Source organism: Lactiplantibacillus dongliensis (assembly GCF_005405105.1).
Classification (GTDB): Bacteria; Bacillota; Bacilli; order Lactobacillales; family Lactobacillaceae; genus Lactiplantibacillus; species Lactiplantibacillus dongliensis.
Map to the genome: position 1 here is coordinate 1 of NZ_BJDK01000023.1, position 16662 is coordinate 16662.

At 47.4% G+C, this 16662-nt stretch carries 17 protein-coding genes and 1 other annotated feature; of the genes, 13 read left to right on the forward strand and 4 right to left on the reverse strand.

Annotated elements, in window-relative coordinates; all coding sequences use genetic code 11:
- Window positions 1-199: 199 nt before the first annotated feature.
- The 13 genes from hisJ (at window position 200) to FFM80_RS09520 (ending at window position 10707) form a co-directional block, all read left to right on the forward strand.
- Window positions 200-1030, forward strand: a complete 831-nt coding sequence (hisJ, locus tag FFM80_RS09460) for a histidinol-phosphatase HisJ (protein ID WP_137640563.1) — start codon at window positions 200-202, stop codon at window positions 1028-1030.
- A gap of 65 nt (window positions 1031-1095) precedes the next feature.
- Window positions 1096-1330: a binding site (T-box leader), on the forward strand.
- 66 nt (window positions 1331-1396) lie between these two features.
- On the forward strand, window positions 1397-2548 hold the full coding sequence (hisZ, locus tag FFM80_RS09465) for an ATP phosphoribosyltransferase regulatory subunit (protein ID WP_137640564.1): 1152 nt from the start codon (window positions 1397-1399) through the stop codon (window positions 2546-2548).
- A complete protein-coding gene (hisG, locus tag FFM80_RS09470) occupies window positions 2541-3203 on the forward strand; it encodes an ATP phosphoribosyltransferase (RefSeq protein WP_137640565.1) in 663 nt (220 codons plus the stop codon). The genes hisZ and hisG overlap by 8 nt, the downstream gene beginning before the upstream one ends.
- Complete coding sequence (hisD, locus tag FFM80_RS09475) at window positions 3200-4486, forward strand: histidinol dehydrogenase (protein ID WP_137640566.1); 1287 nt, start codon at window positions 3200-3202, stop codon at window positions 4484-4486. Before hisG ends, hisD begins: the two co-directional genes overlap by 4 nt.
- A 12-nt stretch (window positions 4487-4498) precedes the next feature.
- A complete protein-coding gene (hisB, locus tag FFM80_RS09480) occupies window positions 4499-5083 on the forward strand; it encodes an imidazoleglycerol-phosphate dehydratase HisB (RefSeq protein ID WP_137640567.1) in 585 nt (194 codons plus the stop codon).
- Window positions 5084-5710 (forward strand): imidazole glycerol phosphate synthase subunit HisH, encoded by a 627-nt coding sequence (hisH, locus tag FFM80_RS09485; RefSeq protein ID WP_137640568.1) that lies wholly within the window; start codon window positions 5084-5086, stop codon window positions 5708-5710. It begins immediately after the preceding gene.
- Window positions 5691-6410: a 1-(5-phosphoribosyl)-5-[(5-phosphoribosylamino)methylideneamino]imidazole-4-carboxamide isomerase gene (gene hisA / locus FFM80_RS09490; RefSeq protein WP_137640569.1), complete on the forward strand. Its 720-nt coding sequence runs from the start codon at window positions 5691-5693 to the stop codon at window positions 6408-6410. Before hisH ends, hisA begins: the two co-directional genes overlap by 20 nt.
- On the forward strand, window positions 6404-7162 hold the full coding sequence (gene hisF / locus FFM80_RS09495; RefSeq protein ID WP_137640570.1) for an imidazole glycerol phosphate synthase subunit HisF: 759 nt from the start codon (window positions 6404-6406) through the stop codon (window positions 7160-7162). Before hisA ends, hisF begins: the two co-directional genes overlap by 7 nt.
- The gene (hisI, locus tag FFM80_RS09500) at window positions 7159-7476 is read left to right on the forward strand and encodes a phosphoribosyl-AMP cyclohydrolase (protein WP_137640571.1); all 318 of its coding nucleotides are present in this window, start codon (window positions 7159-7161) and stop codon (window positions 7474-7476) included. Before hisF ends, hisI begins: the two co-directional genes overlap by 4 nt.
- A gap of 16 nt (window positions 7477-7492) precedes the next feature.
- Window positions 7493-7813 carry a phosphoribosyl-ATP diphosphatase gene (gene hisE / locus FFM80_RS09505; RefSeq protein ID WP_137640572.1) on the forward strand — a complete coding sequence of 107 codons (321 nt, stop codon included), beginning with the start codon at window positions 7493-7495 and terminating at the stop codon, window positions 7811-7813.
- A 12-nt stretch (window positions 7814-7825) separates the two neighbouring features.
- Window positions 7826-8896 (forward strand): histidinol-phosphate transaminase, encoded by a 1071-nt coding sequence (hisC, locus tag FFM80_RS09510; RefSeq protein WP_137640573.1) that lies wholly within the window; start codon window positions 7826-7828, stop codon window positions 8894-8896.
- Between the two features lie 185 nt (window positions 8897-9081).
- The gene (locus FFM80_RS09515; protein WP_137640574.1) at window positions 9082-9840 is read left to right on the forward strand and encodes a TerC family protein; all 759 of its coding nucleotides are present in this window, start codon (window positions 9082-9084) and stop codon (window positions 9838-9840) included.
- Between the two features lie 6 nt (window positions 9841-9846).
- The gene (locus FFM80_RS09520; protein ID WP_137640575.1) at window positions 9847-10707 is read left to right on the forward strand and encodes an NAD(P)-dependent oxidoreductase; all 861 of its coding nucleotides are present in this window, start codon (window positions 9847-9849) and stop codon (window positions 10705-10707) included.
- A 693-nt stretch (window positions 10708-11400) separates the two neighbouring features.
- On the opposite strand, the gene FFM80_RS09525 is transcribed toward FFM80_RS09520, so the two are convergent.
- The 4 genes from FFM80_RS09525 to trpX all read right to left on the reverse strand — a co-directional run bounded on the left by FFM80_RS09525 (window position 11401) and on the right by trpX (window position 15581).
- Complete coding sequence (locus FFM80_RS09525) at window positions 11401-12756, reverse strand: FAD-dependent oxidoreductase (protein ID WP_137640576.1); 1356 nt, start codon at window positions 12754-12756, stop codon at window positions 11401-11403.
- Window positions 12757-12914: 158 nt separating this feature from the next.
- A complete protein-coding gene (locus FFM80_RS09530; RefSeq protein ID WP_137640577.1) occupies window positions 12915-13694 on the reverse strand; it encodes an ABC transporter ATP-binding protein in 780 nt (259 codons plus the stop codon).
- Window positions 13681-14586, reverse strand: coding sequence for an ABC transporter permease (locus FFM80_RS09535; RefSeq protein ID WP_137635799.1), 906 nt, complete (start codon window positions 14584-14586; stop codon window positions 13681-13683). The genes FFM80_RS09530 and FFM80_RS09535 overlap by 14 nt, the downstream gene beginning before the upstream one ends.
- Window positions 14583-15581, reverse strand: a complete 999-nt coding sequence (gene trpX, locus FFM80_RS09540) for a tryptophan ABC transporter substrate-binding protein (protein ID WP_137640601.1) — start codon at window positions 15579-15581, stop codon at window positions 14583-14585. Before trpX ends, FFM80_RS09535 begins: the two co-directional genes overlap by 4 nt.
- Window positions 15582-16662 lie beyond the last annotated feature (1081 nt).

A 16662-nucleotide genomic window follows, 5' to 3' on the forward strand; every position in this document is an offset into this window, starting at 1 on the left:
CGGCTTTCGAGACCGTACTGTGGCTCGAAAACGCGGCCACCACGTTCCAGCCGATTCTGGCCCAACCAGAGTGGCAATTTAAGCCAACTAGCACCAAGCGACCTTTTTTAGTTACTTTCAGGTTTTAGCATCAGTCTAAGTTGCACAAACTGGGAATTTGTGTTTGAATAGTGAGCAATTATTAAAAGGAGCTGAGAAAATGCTAATGGACGGTCACACCCATACGGAATTATGTCCGCATGGCAGTGGGGAATCAACGGAAAAAATGGTACAACGGGCGATTCAATTGGGCATGCAGAAGTACTGTATCACCGAACATGCCCCGTTGCCACCGACCTTTGCTACAACGTACGCTGGCGATAGTACCGGGGTTACGGAAGCCTCGTTAACGATGGCTCAAGTACCGGCCTACTTAGCATTAGGCCAGCACTTGCAGCAACAATATCGTGATCAGATTGAGATTTCGGTTGGCTTTGAAGTGGATTATTTACCCGGCTTTGAAGCCTGGACCCGGGACTTTTTAGCGGCGTATGGGCCATTAACGCAGGAGAGTATTTTGTCGGTGCACTTTATGCCGGGGGTCGTGAACAAAACTTGGGCAATTGACTTGTCGCCAGAAAACTTTGGCGTGGCGTTTGCTGACTGGCTTGACCAGCCGCAACAGTTATTCCAAATTTATTATCAAACCGTGCTGGCATCGGTCCAGGCAGACTTGGGACCGTATGCCCCGCAACGAATTGGCCATATGAGTCTGGTGCGTAAATATCAGGATTATTTTGGATTGACGGCACCATTGTCAGCTGAAAATCTAAAATTAGTCGATCAGATTTTGGACTTGTTGGTCAGTCAGCAACGTGAATTAGATTTAAACCTGGCAGGACTATATAAACCATTTTGTAATGACTTTTACCCAGGTGACCAGATCATTCAACGGGCTCAGCAGCGCGGTATTCCGCTGATTTATGGCTCGGATGCACATGATATTGTCAGCGTCGGTCGTGGTCAACATTTAATCAAAAAATTAATTTAATGGTTGACAAGTGCCATGAAAGTCACTAGAATGAGTTTTAAATTAAATAACTAATCGAATTTTAATAAACGGTTGTGATTAGAAAAAGTAATTAATAATTTCCTCATCCAGAGAGTCCGGGTAGCTGCGAACCGGGCAGACATTATTAATGAACCCACATCTATGAACTGCTAAGGTGAACCTGTCTGATTAGCCTTAGTCGAATGGCATCGTTAGCCAAGTTGACTCTTTGTCAACATGAGGTTGCCAGTGTGAGCTGGCAACGAATTAAGGTGGAACCACGTTCAAAACGTCCTTTTAGCAATTTTGCTAAAGGGGCGTTTTTTTTTAATCAATAATCCAGTAAACGTTAAGGAGGCGTTGGCAATGTTAAGTAATCTTTTACCACTCGGTACGCGTGATGAGTTCGGACGACAGGCTGCCACGAAGCAACAACTAATCTCGGTGATCCAAGCCCATTTTAAGCAGCGGGGGTTGGCACCGATTGCGACGCCGTTGTTAGAGAATCAGGCGGTCTTTGATCCGTATCAAATGGGCAACACCCAATTGTATCGGTTGCTTGATCCGGAAGGCCAGACCTTAGTGTTGCGGCCAGATATGACGTTACCGATTGCCCGCTTCTTGAGTGCCACGAAAGTCCCATTGCCGCAAAAGTTCAGTTACGTTGGCGATATCTTCCGGGTGAGTCGTCGTTTGTCGGGGTCGTATAACCAGATGACCCAAGCGGGCGTTGAATTGATTGGGTATCCCTCGTTAAAAGCAGAGCTGGAATGTTTAGCAATCGCTAATCAACTCAGTGCCGAACTGATTGATGATGAAGTGGAGATTGAACTTGGTGACGCGCAATTTGTTCAGCAGGTCGTTGCGACCTTAACGGCTGACGCCGCTGAACAAACGGCAATCAAGCAAGCACTGTTCAACAAGCAAGTGCCACAATATGAAGCTTTGATTGCGGCGTATCAAGATCAAGCTTTATATCCATTCTTACAACAGTGGCCACGGTTGTTCGGCAATCCAGCTAGAATCTTTAAGCAATTAGCGGCCGCTTCGTTACCAACCGCCGTGGATAATGCAATTGCCCGGTTGAAGACGGTCGTGCGTTGGATGCAGACCACCATGCCAGAGCAGGCGGTTTCGATTGATCTGAGCAGCCAAGCACCGCAGAAGTATTACACCGGTTTGACCTTTCGCGGCTATTCGCAAGCCGGCGCTGGGTATTTATTCAGCGGAGGGCGTTATGACCAATTACTGGCGAACTTTCAAGCGACTAGTGAACCGGCAGTAGGGATGGGCTTAGATCTGGACTTGTTGACTGAATTAGCGCTCAAACAAGCCGTACCAACTCCGCGCCAGTTGATCTACTTTCGACCAGCACAATGGTCACAAGCAGAACGGTTGTTGTTGAAATACCAACAGGCTAGTTTGAGCTTAGCGGATAACGTGGCGGCCGCAAAACAAGAAGCCGCGCAGATGGGCGCCACTTTGATTGATTTGACGGAAGGTGACTTAGATGAGTGAACCACGATTAAAAATCGCTTTAACCAAAGGACGAGTTGAGACGCAAGTCTTACCACTATTAGAACAGGCCGGGGTGGATTGTTCGCTAGTGCGGCACAAACAACGCCGGTTGATCTTCGATTCTACCACTCAACCGTATGAATTCATTCTCGCAAAAGGACCGGATGTGACGACGTTTCTCGAACGGGGGGCCGCTGACATCGGCATTGTGGGCAGTGACATTCTGGTTGAACATCAAAGCACGCAATATGAATTATTAGATTTAGGGGTTGGCCAATGTCAATTTGTCTTGGCTTCGACCGCGGCCTTCGACCCACAGGCCCCCCAACGTAAGATTATTGGGACCAAATATCCGTTAATCACGAAACGTTACTTTGACCGGTTGGGCCAAGACGTGGAGATTATCAAGATTGAAGGGTCGGTGGAATTGGCGCCGTTAACCGGTTTAGCGGATGCCATCGTTGATATTACTGAAACTGGCACGACGATTCGGGAGAACCACTTACAGATTTATGACTATCTACAACCGGTTTCTACCCGGTTAGTGGTCAATCGACTGGCGCTCAAGCAACATCAAACCGCCATCTTCTCATTAGTCGATCAACTAGCCGCCGTCGTGAATGCCAATGCAGAAAAGGAAGTCTCGCAATTATGAAAATTATTAATGAAGATTTAGCGACTTTAAAAAAGTTAGTCCAGACTAAAACGCAACAATTGACCGATACTAACGTGGTCACCGCCGTCCAAAAGATTATCGCCAATGTGATTGAAAATGGAGATGCCGCTTTAAAAGCTTATGAACAACAATTCGATAACGTTGAGATTGATCAATTCAAGCTCGACCAAGCCACGATTGATGCGGCTTATGAGCAATTGGATCCAGCAGTTAAGCAAGCGTTATTATTGGCGAAACGTAACATTACCAGCTTCCACGAAAAGGAAAAGGCGACAGGCTTCATTGATGCCGAACAACCAGGGGTCTTGCGGGGCCAAAAATTATTACCACTAAAGCGCGTCGGGTTATATGTGCCAGGTGGGACGGCCGCCTATCCGTCAACGTTATTAATGAGTGCCTTACCGGCTAAGATCGCTGGTGTTGATGAGGTTATTATGGTGACGCCACCGCAGCCGGATGGGATTAATCCTGCCGTGTTAGCCGCCGCTAAAATCGCCGGTGTCGATGCGATCTATCAAGTTGGCGGCGCCCAAGCAATTGCGGCTTTGGCATACGGGACGGTCTCAATTCCACAAGTTGATAAGATTATCGGTCCTGGAAATATCTTCGTGGCGACGGCGAAGAAGCAAGTCTTTGGTCAAGTTGCCATTGATATGGTCGCTGGCCCTTCAGAGATTGGGATTATTGCCGATGATAGTGCTAATCCGCGCGAACTGGCCGCCGACTTATTGAGCCAAGCAGAGCATGACAAGTTGGCGCGGCCCATCTTAATCACCGATAGTCCCAAGTTAGCCCAAGCGGTGAGCGACAATGTGACTTCACAGTTGAGCGTTTTGCCACGAACGGCAATTGCCACGGCGTCAGTTAATGAAAAAGGGTTTATTGCGGTCGTTGACCGAGTTGAGGACATGTTTGAGTTGATGAATACGGTCGCCCCAGAACATTTAGAGGTTCAATTAGCCAATCCGACGCAATATTTAAACTTGATTCGCAATGCGGGGTCGGTCTTCTTAGGCCGTTATGCTTCCGAACCATTAGGTGATTACGTTGCTGGTCCCAATCACATCTTACCCACCAGTGGGACGGCACGATTTAGTTCACCATTGGGCGTTTATGATTTTGTTAAACGCACGTCCTTTATTCAATATACAAAGCCAGCCTTAGCCAAGGAAGCTAAAGCTATCACCACCTTAGCACGGGTGGAAGGTCTCGAAGGTCATGCCCGTGCGATTGAAGCTCGTTTTGATACGTATTACGACTAGGAGGTCCCGCTTATGCGCCAAGCAACGATTAAACGCGTCACACAAGAAACGCAGATTGAGATTAGTTTGAACTTAGATGAACAGAGTGGCATTGAGATTGATACGGGGATTGGCTTTTTAAATCACATGCTGAACTTATTCGCCAAGCACGGTCGCTTCGGCCTTATCGTCAAAGCACACGGTGACTTAGACGTTGATCCTCACCACACTACCGAAGATACCGGGATTGTCTTAGGGGAGTGCTTCAAAAAGGCACTGGGCGATAAAGTCGGTATTGAACGCTACGGGACGGCATTTGTGCCGATGGATGAGACGCTTGGTCAGGTCAGTGTCGACTTGAGTGGCCGCTCGTACTTAGTTTTTGATGCTGAGTTGACCAATCCACGCTTAGGCGGACTGGATACGGAAACGGTTGAGGACTTCTTCCAAGCGGTTGCTTTTGCGGCCGAGATGAACTTACATGCGCGGATTCTTTACGGCCGGAATACTCACCACAAAGTTGAAAGCTTATTCAAAGCGTTGGGTCGTGCGATGCGGGCGGCCGTCACGGTTAATCCCGACATTATCGGTGTGAACTCGACGAAGGGCGTGATTTAGATGTTTGCAATCGTGGATTACGATACCGGGAACACCCGTAACTTGCAAAAAGCATTTGCTTATTTACAAGTGCCAACGACCTTGACGGCTGATCCAGCGGTCTTGGCGCAAGCTGATGCGGTTATCTTACCAGGGGTTGGCGCCTTTGCCGCGGCGATGACCGCCTTGCAAGACCGACAACTAGTTCCCGTCTTGCAACAATTGGCGCAAGCGGGCAAGCCAATGTTGGGGATTTGCTTAGGGATGCAATTATTGTTCGAACGCAGTAGTGAATACGGCGATCACGCGGGGCTCGGCCTATTGCAAGGCCAAGTGACTGCGATTCCTAGCGATTTAGGTGTAAAAGTGCCACAGATGGGTTGGAATGAAAATGAGCTGCAACAGCCTGATAGTTCCTTCGCCAGCATTGATGGTGCGTATACGTATTTTGTCCATTCGTACTATGCCGTCAGTCCAGTTGAGCAGATTGTCGCGACTGTCCAGCACGGGGTGGCGATTCCAAGCATTGTTCAACGGCAAAACGTTGTTGGGATGCAGTTCCATCCGGAAAAAAGTGGGCAAGTCGGGTTACAGCAACTAGCAAGTTTTAAGGAAATGGTGAGTGCCAATGATTTTTCCAGCAATTGATTTAAAAGCCGGCCAGAGTGTCCGGTTATACCAAGGTGATTTCAGCCAAGCCACGTTAATTAATGCGGACCCAGTCGTCCAAGCGCAACAAATTAATGCAGCCGGCTTACAACAATTACATTTAGTTGATTTAGATGGTGCGAAATCCGGCCGACCAGAAAACTGGGCCACGGTGGCCGCGATTCGGGCGGCCTTTACCGGAACTTTAGAATTGGGCGGCGGGATTCGCAGCTATGACTTAGCGGCTCGTTACTTAAAATTAGGCGTCGATCGCTTAGTTATTGGTTCCGCGGCCTTGACTGACCCGGCATTAGTGAAGCGGTTATTAACGACATTTGGCGGTGAGCGGATCGTGATTGGTGTTGATGGTCAACACGGACAAGTCGCGATTAACGGTTGGTTGGAACAATCGCAGACCAAGATGAGTACCCTGATCCAAACGATGATGGCGAGTGGCGCTAAGCACTTTATCGTGACCGATGTCGCTCGCGATGGCACCATGCAAGGCCCTAACTTGAATTTGCTCGGCCAGTTACACGCCCAATTGCCGCCAGCTCAGCTTGTTGCTAGCGGTGGCATTCGCGATGTGGCTGATCTACAAACCTTGCAGACGATGGGGATTACCGATGCCATTATCGGTAAGGCCCTGTATGAAGGGACTGTCACCTTGGCAGAATTGGCGGAGGTGACGACATGTTAGCTAAACGCATTATTCCTTGTCTAGATGTGGCCGATGGGCACGTCAAGAAGGGGGTGAACTTTGTGCACTTAACTGATGTCGGTGATCCAGTGGCGATTGCGGCAGCTTACCAGCAGCAAGGTGCCGATGAATTAGTCTTTCTAGACATTTCGGCGACCAATGAGCAGCGCAAAACGATGGCGGCGTTAGTCGAACAAGTTTCCGCACAAGTCTTTATGCCGTTAACGATTGGCGGCGGTATCAGCAGTGTGGCTGATATGCAGCGGTTATTAAAAGCCGGGGCTGATAAAGTCGCGATTAATTCGGCCGCCGTCGCTGACCCGGCCTTGATTCAAGCCGGGGCGGAAAAGTTCGGCAATCAGTGTATCGTGGTTGCCATTGACGCTGCTTGGGATGCTACGGCCCAACAGTATCGGGTGTATACCCATGGCGGTCGTCAAGCCACTGACTTAGATGCGATTGCTTGGGCTAAGCAAGCCGTGGCGTTGGGCGCTGGCGAATTATTGGTAACGAGTATGGATCGTGATGGGACCAAAGCCGGTTTTGACCTAAGTCTCTATCAAGCTTTGGGGGCAGCGGTCAAAGTGCCCATCATTGCGTCTGGTGGGGCTGGTGGGTTAGCTGACTTCGTGGCTGTCTTCCAACAATCTCCAGTAGATGGGGCGTTGGCGGCCTCCGTGTTCCATTATGGTGAGCTAACCATTAGTGATGTTAAGCAAGCTTTACGGCAAAAGGCGGTGGTCGTGCGATGAGTGAACAACCTGATTTTGAAAAAGGGGCCGGGCTAGTGACAACGGTCGTGACGGATGCGCAGACCAAGGCCGTGTTGATGGTTGCCTGGATGAATGCAGAAAGTTATCGGCGGACATTAGCGAGCGGACAAACCTGGTTCTGGTCACGGTCGCGTCAAGAACTGTGGCATAAAGGCGCGACCAGCGGTAATTTACAAGATGTGGTCAGTATTAAGCTCGATTGCGACAATGACACGTTGCTCATCGCGGTGACGCCGCATGGGCCAGCTTGTCATACCGGCCATACCAGTTGCTTCTTTAAGACAGTCAAATAAGAGAGGATCATCACTTATGCAAAACATGGAAGACTTATATCAATTAATCGCTCAACGGCAACAAAATCCGAAAAAAGGGTCATATACCGACTATTTATTTACCGAAGGACTCGATAAAATTTTGAAAAAAGTCGGTGAAGAATCGACGGAGGTGGTCGTGGCCGCCAAAAATCCCGATGATGACGCCTTAGTCTACGAAACGGCCGACTTGTTCTACCACGTCTTAGTGCTACTAGTTGAACGCGGGGTTAGCTTTGATCAGATTAAGGCTGAACTTGCTAAGCGGGAAGGTAAAATGAGTGACTTTAAGGACCGCCCAGAAATCAAGAATTTATAGGGGGACACTTATATGAAGGAAAGCATTCAAAAGTTAACGCCGTATGTGCCCGAAAAGCCGTTAGCAACGCTCAAATCAGAGCTTGGATTAGACCGACTAGTACGGTTGTCAGCCAATGAGAATCCTTATGGGACCTCGCCAAAAGTTGCCCTAGCGGTGAAGAACTGGGATTTTAATCAAAGCAACCGCTATCCAGATGGCGATGCGACTGCTTTGCGGCAAGCGATTGCGACGCAACAACAAGTTGATCCGGCACAATTAGTTTTTAGCGTTGGGCTAGATGAAATGATCGTGATGGTCTCACGGACATTTTTAGCCCCTGGTGATCAAGTCCTAGTCTCAGCGCCAACCTTTTCAGAGTATGGATTGCATGCAGAGATTGAAGGCGCCCGCCTAGTGTCGGTTCCAACCTTAGCTAATGACCACGTGGACTTTCAAGCGTTAGCGCAAAAGTTGACGCCGGCAGTCAAGATGGTTTGGTTATGCAACCCGAACAATCCAACGGGGACGGTTGAAACTTTAGTCGACTTAGAAGCCTTTGTGCAACAAGTTCCCGCGGAGACGATGGTGCTCATTGATGAAGCCTATCTTGACTTTGTGCCGAATGCCGCGGCCGTTTCGGCGCTGCAGTTACCGCGTCGCTATCCGAATGTGGTGGTCATGCGGACCTTTTCCAAGGCTTATGGGTTAGCCAACTTTCGCGTGGGGTATGCAGTCTTTTCTAAGCGGTATGCGCCAATCATGCAGTCAGTGCGGTTACCTTATAATTTGAATTCATTGACGCAAGTCGCGGCATTAGCGGCTGTACAAGATCAAGCTTTTGTTCACCAGACGGTCGCTAAAAATGCGGCTGAGCGCGACAATTGGCAACAGTTCTTTCAAGCGCAGGGGATTCAGGCCGATGAGTCCGCCGCTAACTTCATCTTCTTTCACTATCCGCAAGCGGATCAATTGGCGGATTACTTGTTACATCACGGCTATAGTTTACGAACGGGGTTGCGACCAGATTGGCTACGGTTGACGATTGGTACTGCCGCGGATGGAGCGCAGTTGCGGGCGTTGATTAAGGCCTATGCAGAGTAGGAATCGAATTGAAAAAATTAATAGAGGTTAAAAACGGTCGCCGGTTGGTTGGCCGTTTTAGTGTGTTAAGCGGTCAATTGGCTAAGATCCAGATCATTAGGCGTTGTGATAACTCAAGTTAGATATTTTTCTCACAAGGCGTATAATTAAAATTATATGAAATAAGTAGAAGGGGGACCACCGGGATGCATTTTATTGAACAACTTTACGCGCCATTTTTCAGCCTTGAAAATTGGCGCCAGATTATCGCCACTCCTGATGACTGGATCATTATCTTGTCATTAGCCTTGATTGAATGTTTGTTGTCCGTGGATAATGCTGTCGTCCTAGCCGCTCAGACCCAAAGTTTAGATTCTGTAAAGGATCAAGAGAAATCATTGTTTTATGGGTTGTGGGGGGCTTATATCTTCCGCTTCATTGTTATCGGGATTGGAACCTATCTGATTGGTTTCTGGGAAATCAAGATTTTAGGGGCTGGTTATTTAATTTACTTAGTTTACCAATTCTTTACGAAAAAACAGCAGACGACGGCGAAGCCGAAAAAGCAACGGCGATTCTTAGGCATGAGTCAATTCTGGTCGGTTGTGGTCCAGATTGAGTTAATGGATATTGTGTTCTCAATTGACTCTGTGTTAGCGTCGTTAGCGATTTCGAAGAATCCCGTGATTGTGTTGATTGGTGGGATGATCGGGATTGCAGCCATGCGGGGGATCGCCGAAATTATCATGCGGTTAATGAAAAAAATCCCAGAGTTGGAAACAATGGCCTATTGCTTAATTGCCGTGATTGCGCTTAAACTATTCCTATCAATTCCATCAATTGATATTGAAGTTCCCGCGGTAGCCTTTGGTTTGATTGTTTTAGGGGCCGTGGTGGTCACGTTAATCATTCATTTTGTGCGGCAAAGTCGTAAAACGGCGCCGGACAAAAATCAGAAAGGATGACTCATAATGAAACTTGGTTTAATTGGTACTGGTGTGATGGGGGCCGCGATTGCGCATAATTTGATGGCTGCCGGTTATGAGATGACGGTCTATAATCGCACGAAACGTAAAGCCGATGCCCTCGTGGCTGAAGGCGCGGTCTGGGCGGATACCCCAGCTGCTGTGGCTGCAGTTAGTGATGTGGTCTTGACGATGGTCGGGTTCCCAAAGGATGTGGCTCAAGTTTATTTTGGTGACGATGGCATTTTTACAAGCCTGCGACCAGATAAAACGGTGATTGATATGACGACTAGTCAGCCTAAGTTAGCGGCGAAAATTGCGGCTTATGCTGATGCTCACGGCTTTCATGCCTTAGATGCCCCTGTGTCCGGCGGTGATATTGGCGCTAAAAAGGCGACGTTAACGATTATGGTTGGTGGTGATACCGCGACTTATCAAGCGATGCAGCCGATATTTAAGGTGATTGGACATCGCGTCAATCATTTTGGTGCGGCGGGTACAGGTCAGCATGCCAAGATGGCTAACCAGATTATGATTGCCGGGACGATGACTGGCTTAACTGAAATGTTGCTTTACGCTAAAGCTGCAGGGCTTGATACCGAAAAAGTTTTGGCGACGCTTTCCAGCGGCGGGGCGGATAATTGGAGTATGGATAATTATGTACCGCGTATTTTGAAAAATGATTACACGCCCGGTTTCTTTGCCCGGCACTTCTTAAAGGATTTGCGCATTGCATTGACGGAAGCCGATGCGATGGGTTTAGACTTAGTCGCCACGGCACAAGCTAAACGGTTATACGAAGTGATGGTTGATGTTAAGGGTCTCGGTGATCAAGGGACTCAAGGCTTGATTAATATTTACAAGTAAAGTTAAAGCTAAAAAAAGACGTCCATTTGGGCGTCTTTTTTATTGGTAATTTGATCAAGCTTGCCACTCTGGTTGGGCCAGCATCGGCTGGAACGTGGTGGCCACGTTTGAAAGCCAAAGTGCGGTCTTTCAAGCCGGGGGTTATCTAAGTTGGAAAATCACCGACTTAGATAAACGACACCACTGAGCCAATGCTGGCCCGCCCGGCGTTAGCTAACAGGAATTAAATAATTAACGATTAGTTTAGTTGGATAGCTGTTAATTTGGCTTCAAAATGGTCCATGGTGTTTTAACGTTTTTGAAATCAACCGACAGGCGGCAATTTTGACTAGTATTAAGTGTATGAATCTGTTCAAAAGTTAGGGCCCTAAAATACGGTTTGTAGAGTGCTTTTTAGTTAAAAGTCACATTTTAAAGGGTATCCAGTTAAACGTCTTGATACGGCAAAAATGGTAGTTTCGACGACTTGAGCTAAATCAGTCTTAAGTTGTAACCAACTCAACAAACAACCAGTTAATTAGCGCAGGACGGCCTGGATGATGCTCAGTGGTGACATTTCACTTGGCTGGTGATTTTTCCAGCCTAGTGAAAGCCCGGCTTTCGAGACCGATTTTTGGCTCGAAAACGTGGCCACCACGTTCCAGCATCAATCCAGGCCGTCCGGAGCGGTAATTTAAACTAGATTAGTCATCCCTATTTCAAGGAATCAATCGCTTTTTGCGCTGCAATATTCATGATATTCCAAGGCCGGTCGAAGCCAGGTTGGAAGAAAAAGTCGGTATAAGCTAAGTCATAAACGGTTAGCTTAGCTTGAACAGCTAGTGAAATCGTATTGATATTCGCCGTGACATCCTTTTTCGACATAATTTGAGCGCCAAGAATGCGACCGTCTGCTGGGTCAAAAGTGAGCTTGAACCAGACTTTAGCATTACCGGCGGCGTCTGGGACAAAGGCCGGTTGGGCGGTATCGGTAACTAGGACTGACTGGCTCTTAACGCCTAGCTTTTCACTAGTCCCAGCTTTAATTCCAGTTGAAGCGAAGTGATAGTCAAAGACTGATAACGCTGACGAGCCGGAGACTGTTGGCATGGTGACCTGGTCACCGAAGATGTTTTTGGCGGCAATCCGGCCTTGACGCCGTGCATTCGTCGCTAAAGCAATCCGGTTTGGTTGGCCGGTCGGGGCGAATGGGACAAGCGTGGCATCGCCCACGGCATAAATATTGGGGTCGCTGGTTTGGAGGTAATCGTTAATCTTGATTAAGCCATGATCATCTAAAGCCACCACGTCTTTTAAGAAGCCCGTATTAGCCCGAATCCCAGCTGCAGAAATAACTAGATCAGCGGGGTACTCGCCTTGGTCAGTGATCAGCTTGGTGACTTTACCGTGCTTACCTTCAAAGGCTTTGACACCTTGGCCAGTGGCAGCTTGAATCCCATGGTCAGCCATCGTTTGGGTCAGGGTGTCGGTGAATTCAGCATCCAAATACAGACTCAGTAGGCGTGGTAGCATATCGACAACGGTGACGTGTTTGCCAGCTTTGGCGAAGACTTCCGCGGCTTCAATCCCAATATAGCCAGAACCAATCACAACGACGTTCTTGATAGCTGGATCAACGGTTTTTGCCTTAAGTTTGATGGCCCAGTCGCGACCGCGCATTGCGTAGACATTTTCTAAGTCATGCCCGGGAACGGGTAAGTCGAATGGTACCGCCCCAACTGCCAAGACGAGCTTGTCATAGCCTTCATCTCGTTCTTCACCGGTCGCGTGATTGACCACGTGGACGGTCTGCCGATCAGGATGAACGGTCGTGATCTCTTGTTCCGTATAGACATGGACGCCCTGTGCCCGCATCCCAGCTGGGGTAGCATAGCTAACGGCGTTAACATCTTTAACCGTGCCTTCCAAGTAGAGCTGCATCCCGCAAGATAAGAAGGACAAAAAGTCGCCTTTTTCGTACCACTGAATCTCAGTTTCGGGATGGGCTGCTAAAATCCCACGAACTGTTTCGTAACCACCATGTGAAGACCCCACAACGATAACTTTCATAATAACTGCCTCCAATAAATTTTAGATTAGAACTGTTCTAATATCTAAGGTAACACTAATTGTACACAATTAAAAAGAAAACAACTTATTTATTTTTTGAGGATTCAACCAATTAAAAAGTGGACTAGAATCAGCTGAGATTCTAGTCCACTTTTGAGCTATTCGATAGTATCAAAGAAACTTAAGAGCTTATCTTTGGTTAAGGCGGCTTTTTCAGCGCCACGCACATCATATTTGATCTGGCCTTGATCTAGTACAATCAACCGATTGCCGTACTTTAAGGCGTCATCTAAATGGTGGGTAATCATTAAGCAGGTTAGCTTTTCTTGGGTAACCCGTTGATTGGTTTGCGTCATTAATTCGGCACTAGTCTTGGGATCTAGCGCTGCCGTATGTTCATCCAACAAGAGTAAGTCGGGATGCTGTTCGGTTGCCATGAGAAAGCTCAACGCCTGACGTTGGCCACCAGAGAGACTTTCGGTGGCAGTGCTTAAGCGTTCTGATAAGCCGTTATTCATGGTTGCCGCTAATGCTTTAAAGTGAGGTAGCGATTGCTTTAAGCGCCGCAAACGTAAGGTGCGCCGTTTGCCACGCTGACTAGCTAATAGTAAGTTTTCAGCGACTGTCATCCGTGGGGCGGTGCCCATCTTGGGATCTTGAAAGACACGGGCTAGAAAGGCCGTCCGTTTTTCGACGGATAGATGGGTAATGTCGTGATCTTTGAGTTGGATGCGGCCATCGTTAACTGGCAATTCACCACTAATCGTATTGAAGAGGGTCGACTTGCCGGCACCGTTGGAACCAAGGACAGTAATGAAGTCACCTGCGTAAATATCTAAATTCAAGTGCCGTAAAATCATCACTTCGTTTGGCGTGTTGACGTTGACTTTAGTCACGATATTCTTTAATGAAAGTAATGGGGTTTCAGTTTTCGTCATATTTAGCCACACCTTTCTTTAGGACTTGGTTTAAATGCAACTTTTTGCTGAGTTGCGGTAACATCAGGCAGACCGCCAAGATAATCGCGGACAATAAGTTCAGGTCGTTAGTGCTGAAGCCTAATTGCAAGACGATTAAGAGGACGAAACGATACAAGATACTGCCTAAGGTGACGGCGACTAACCGTTGATTCAAGGTCAATTCGCCAAAGACAACTTCGCCAATAATAATCGAGGCGAGGGCGATAACGATAATCCCAATCCCCATATTCACATCGGCATAACCGTTATTTTGGGCAATTAAGGCGCCGCCCATCCCAATCATACCGTTGGAGACCATCAAGCCCATCATGGTCATGTTGTCCGTGTTAATCCCAATTGACCGCGCCATGATCCGGTTATCACCAGTGACGATAAAGGCTTGGCCGAGATTGGTCTGTAGGAACAAGATAAGTAGGACGGTAACAATCAAAATGACCACTAAGCCAATGAAGACACTGTCAAAGTATTTCGGTAGTGATTGTAAGAAGTGTCCTGAGAAAATGGTTTGCTTGCCAAGTAAGGAAACGTTGGCACTGCCCATAATTCGTAAGTTAACGGATAAACAGGCGGTCATCACTAAAATACCGGCTAAAAGAATCGGAATCTTGCCTTTCGTGTAGAGCAGGCCGGTAATTAACCCGGCCGCAGCCCCCGTCACAAAGGCGAGTAACGTCGCCGCATACGGATTCATCCCGTGGGCAATCGCCGTAACAGCAGTGGCCGCCCCGAGTGGGAACGTGCCTTCAACCGTCATATCTGGGAAATCTAAAATTCTAAATGTTAAGAATAAGGCAATCCCTAAAATGGCCCAGAGTAAGCCTTGTCCAATACTCGATACAATCATGCTCATTTGAAGATTTCCCCTTTCTGTTTGGCTTCTTTAATCACACTAGCTGGGAAGGTAATCCCGAGCTTCTTTGCTTCGGTCAGGTTTAAGGTCATCTCACCTTTGGTAATTAACTTAATCGGATAGTTGGCGGGTGACTTGCCTTTTAAGACTTTAGCGGCCATTTCACCGGATAATTTACCAAGTTCAAATTGATTAACGGATAAGGTGGCTAAACCGCCATCTTTGACCATCGTATCAACCGCTGGAATAACCGGCACGTTGGCTTTGTTAGTGACTGAAATCAAGGTCTTCATCGCACTAGCAACCCCGTTATCTTGTGGGGCGTAGACGGCGTCAACTTGTGAGGCCATCGTTTCAGCAACTTGTTGCATATCATTAGTTGACGAAATCGTGTAAAGCTTGTAAGCAACGCCTTCCTGTTTACAAATCTTGGCGAACTTTTTGGCGTTATATTCGCCACCGTGGTCAGAAGTCGTGTAGATAATCCCAATCTTTTTGGCTTTCGGGACGAGTTGGCGTAATAGATCTAAATGGGATTTTAATGGCGATTCGCCAGACGTTCCAGTCACGTTGCCGCCGGGATGTTGATTACTTTTAATCAAGCCGCCGCCAACGGGATCAGTAATCCCAGCTAAGATCACAGGAGTATCTTTACCCGCGGCATTCGCCAAGGCTTGTGCGGACGGGGTTGCAATGGCAATCGTTTCATCAGCGTTTTCGTTGATGAACTTTTGACTCATTGTCTTTAAGTTACTTTGGTCACCTTGGGCATTTTGATAATCAATCTTGATAGTCTTACCAGGCGTATAGCCGCCAGCTTTCAGTCCGGCGATAATGCCACGATGAATGGCGTCTAAGGCCGGGTGGGTCTGGAGTTGGAGAATCCCAACTGTTGGTACTTTTTTGGTACTAGTCGTTTTGGTAGTGGTCGAATTGCCAGTCATGAAAAAGGCAATGCCGAGAAAAACGATAAGTGCGCTAATAAATGCAAGCATTCTTTTCAATTTGGTCACCTCGTATAATGAATTGTGTTTGGGTTGGAGCAGGTGGATTGTTGTTGGGCCGAAACGTGTTCGCTTGGGCAGTTTCTTCCGCTTAGCTACGCTTAACAACCATATCGGAAAACCGCCGATATAATTGTTAAGCTAGGCTAATGCTCGTAAACTCCCGCCCTCGCTCACAGGCTTGTCGAAACGTGTTCGGCAAGCCTGCTTCTTCCGCTTGCTACGCCAGTCAACTATCCGAAAGACCACCGAATAATTGACTAGCTAGGCAATGCTCAGCAACACCCGACTTACCTCACACTCTGGAATACAAAAAAGGGCAAACCAGTAAGCTCTGGTTTGCCCTTTACGGAACCGAAGCCTGCTGTGTCTAAAACCCATGCAGACTTCTTTGGATATCAAAGTTAGCCGGCACAGATACAAACTGTTTGCCAGATTGTATCCGTGTGGCGGAATTACAATCTGAATCGCCGGCTTTGCCATGAACTATTCAAGTTGCGCTGTGCTAACTTTGTCATCCTTGGTTCCTCACTTTCCGTTAATTGATTGAATTCAGTATAGGCAAAGTTAAAATGTCTGTCAAGCCTATTATTAAAAAAACATGAGAAAGCAACAAGTGAATGATCAATAAAGTGACTGATACGGATTAAATCTACCACTCTGGTTGGCCCAAAATCGGCTGGAACGTGGTGGCCGCGTTGGGAAGCCTCCAAACCGGGCTTGGGCTTCCCAATGGCTCATGGCGTTCCAGCGTTTTAGTGTCCAACCGGCAGGCGGCAATTTCAACTAGCATCAAGTGTAGATTTAATGTATTTAATGATAATTTATCGATGAATAACAAGCTTAGTAGATAGTGTAAAATATATAAATAATGTTATATTAAGTGCCTGAATGACAGCCTCGAAATTAGTGCTTTTTACCTGCTGACATCAGGAAATGTAACCGGTCGAGATGCCCCAGTTACCGGCCAGTTCCGGTTAATCCTAGATATAAATTCTTTGGTATAAAATCATTAATATTAAAGCGCTTTCAATTATAATATGCTATCATTATTTGTGGGCATAAGTTTTAT